This is a genomic window from Aquiflexum sp. (assembly GCF_977115555.1).
Window position 1 is genome coordinate 1 of the sequence record NZ_CDSBKL010000406.1, and the last position, 3538, is coordinate 3538.

The 3538-nt window shown below is 40.4% G+C and carries 2 protein-coding genes; both read left to right on the forward strand.

The features are described from left to right. A partial coding sequence (locus ACZFYI_RS17445) for a sensor histidine kinase (RefSeq protein WP_462525405.1) occupies nucleotides 1–718 on the forward strand: 718 nt, incomplete at its 5' end. Between the two features lie 7 nt (nucleotides 719–725). Beyond that, nucleotides 726–3538 (forward strand): two-component regulator propeller domain-containing protein (locus ACZFYI_RS17450; RefSeq protein WP_462525406.1); only part of this gene is annotated, 2813 nt, incomplete at its 3' end.

The following is a 3538-nucleotide window of genomic DNA, read 5'->3' on the forward strand; positions in this document are numbered from 1 at the left end:
TGTGAATAACTTTTCAGAAGTGAGTGGTGAATTGGTAGATGAGATGAATGAGGAACTGGAAAAAGGTGATATTGAAGAAGCCAAATTCATCGGAAAAGACCTCAAAGAAAACCTCTCCAAAATCAACCATCATGGCAAACGGGCAGACGCCATCGTTAAAGGAATGCTCGAGCATAGCCGCGCAAACAAAGGCGAAAAAGCACCTACTGACTTGAATGCACTGGCCGATGAATACGTCCGGCTTTCCTATCATGGATTACGGGCCAAAGACAATTCTTTCAATGCGGATTTCAAACTGGAGCTTGATCCGGATCTTCCAAAGGCAAATGTTGTAGCTTCGGATATCGGGCGGGTGATTTTAAACTTGGTCAATAATGCTTTTTACGCGGTCAGTGAAAAGTCAAAATCCGGAATAGAAGGCTATAAACCAGAAGTGATTGTCAAAACAAAGGTGACCAAGTCCCCTTCAGAGCCTGTCCCGAATTCTCGGGAAGATTTAGGGGTACAACTCTCTATACAAGACAATGGCTCAGGCATTCCAGACGAAATCAAAGACAAAATCTTCCAACCTTTCTTCACCACCAAGCCGACCGGGCAGGGAACGGGATTGGGATTATCACTATCTTATGATATTGTAAAGGCGCATGGGGGGGTGTTGAAGGTGGAGAGTAAGGAAGGAGAGGGTTCAAGTTTTAGTATTTTATTACCAACCAAATAAAGACATCATGAAGCAATTCAAGATTTTTTTGATCATTTCTATCCTCTTCATTATAGCAAGTTGTACGGAAAGGCATCTTCAATTTGATATTGCGGAAGAACAGTTTGAGCCGATCGTCAAACGGGCATTGTCGGACACCTTGCTCCCACCAAAAGTCACCCCTATATCCGCAACGAAGGGACCAAAAAAAATCTCGAATGTTACCCAAAGAACAATTCCGCTAAAACATCCCTATGGCGTAGGAGTGCCGAGCATAACTTCATTTGGCATCGCCGATGGTCTTGCCTCGCCGGTAGTTCAAGATCTAAAAATTGATCAGCAAGGCAAGCTTTGGATTGGGGGTATTGGAAATCTCAGCAGCTATGATGGATCCACCTTTACCAACTTTACCTCTTCGAATAGCAACGGGAATTTATTTGTTAGTAATCTTCTGGTCGATTCCAAAAATAACCTCTGGGTCGGCGTATTCGGAGGTTCGAATCACCTATACAAATATGATGGGCAAAAATTTAAACCCATTAATTTAGGTTTCAACGATACTGAATTTATCATTTTGACCCTAATCGAGGATTCAGAAGGGTCAATTTGGATCGGAAGTAGCCAAGGTGTTTATCGCATAGCCGAAGATTCTGTTACCAAGTTTGGGATTGAGGAAGGCCTTACGGATCCATGGGTTTTTAATCTTCTTTTGGACAAGGAAGGAAAACTCATCGCCACTACTCGTAAGAGTGTATTTCAATTTGACGGCAAAAAATTCAGCCACTTAACCTTTAATTGGGAAAAGAATGAATCCTCTGTCGATCTCAAACTTGTCGATAGTCAGGGGAATTTTTGGGGTTCAATATATTCGAACGGAAAGTATATGATAGGAAAATTCGAGAATCAGTCCTTTACTCCTTTGATAGAATCAGATTTTTTGAGAGAAATATATGAAGACAGCTCAGGGAAGATTTGGATTGCAACAAATGATCAACTCATTACTTACCATCAAGAAAAACTGATCCAATATACCCTTAAAGAATTTGGAATCTCTAATGTTAGTTCCTTTGCTGAGGATCAAACAGGAAATATATGGATAGGTTCCCTCGAAGGCTTATTCAGGCTGAGTTTCAGCTATATGAATCCTTTAGAAAAAGTTATGGACACAGATGAATCATTCATGCCTTCAATTGCAATAGACGCCCAAGGTGTGAAATGGGAAGGAGGAAATCAGCAATTGACCCGTTACAATCAGAATGAAGCCATTGTCTATGACCTCTCCAAATTTTTAGACCCTCAAAAACTCTTCATTATTTCCTTACAGGCAGATAAAGAGGGCCATCTTTGGATGGAAACCAATGGATGGCCTAATGAAAGAATTTTGATCCAATTTGATGGAGTTAATTTTTACAGGTATGACTCCTCTCTTGGATTAGAGTTAACATTTGGTCATGACATTAGCGTTGATAATCAGGGTAATTTAATCATTTTCGGTACAGGTGGATATACCCTTTTTGATGGAAATTCCTTTACCCGATATGGAAAGGACCAAGGCTTCCCAGAGTATATTACCAATTTTCTGGTTGACAAAAGAAATCAAATATGGGTTGGAACAGATACTACAGGAGTACGAGTCTATACACAGGACAGCGTGATGGAGATAAGTACCGCACAGGGTCTCCCAAATAATTACGTTAATATTATATCTGAAGATCCATTTGGAAATATCTGGATAGGCACAGATGGAGGATTAAGCAAGTTTGATGGAGAAAAGCTAACCAACTTTCCTCAAACAGAAGGCTTTGGTAGCATAGTTACTGGGATTGCTGTAGATAATGCCCGTGAATTGATTTGGTTTTCCTCCAGTAGTGGATTGATTACTTTGCCTTTTGATCAGATTGATGAAATAAACCCCAAGGTTTCCAGGTATTCTCAAAGTAATGGATTTCAGCTACTCAGTGGAAATTTTTTCAAATCAAAAATCCTATTTGATTCCTCGGGTGTTTGGTCCAATGATTTTAGAAGTATTCAACGTTTGGATATTGATAAAGTGAGAGGATTTCCAAAACCTACGCTGGAAATTAAAAATATACGGGTAAACAATCAGGAGGTCATTTGGTCCTTGATTGCTGGAGAAGCAAATTGGGACAGCATTGCTGTAAAAAATGAATCAGCCCTCAAATTTCGAAAAAGACTCGATCGGGAAACTGCAGAAGCACAGTTTACCAACTATGGAAAGATTCAGTTTGATAGCTTTAGAAATGGAAGTTTAATCCCAGAAAACCTTCAGTTACCCTTTCAAAATAACAGCATCACTTTCCAGTTTGCCACTAATTCACTCTCTTTTGGTAGCTATACCCAATACCGGTACAAACTAGACGGGTATGAAGATAATTGGAGTCCTTTGAGTTTGAAGGACGAAGCATTTTTCGGCAATATGAGCGAAGGGGAATATAAGTTTCGCTTAGAAGCCATCAGTCCCTATGGAGCCAAGAGTGAACTAGCTTATGACTTTGTCGTGCTTCCCCCTTGGTATCGGACTTGGTGGGCTTATTTGAGCTATTCCGTATTGTTTTTAAGCTGCATTTTTGGCTTTATCAGATGGCGCACCCAAAAGCTGAAACATGAAAAAGCAATTCTAGAAAAAGAGGTTTCTAATCGAACCTCAGAACTCAAGCAATCCCTCGAACACCTCAAATCCACCCAAGCCCAACTCATCCAATCCGAGAAGATGGCCTCTCTTGGAGAACTGACAGCAGGTATTGCCCATGAGATTCAGAACCCGCTGAATTTTGTGAATAACTTTTCAGAAGTGAGTGGTGAATTGGTAGATGAGATGAA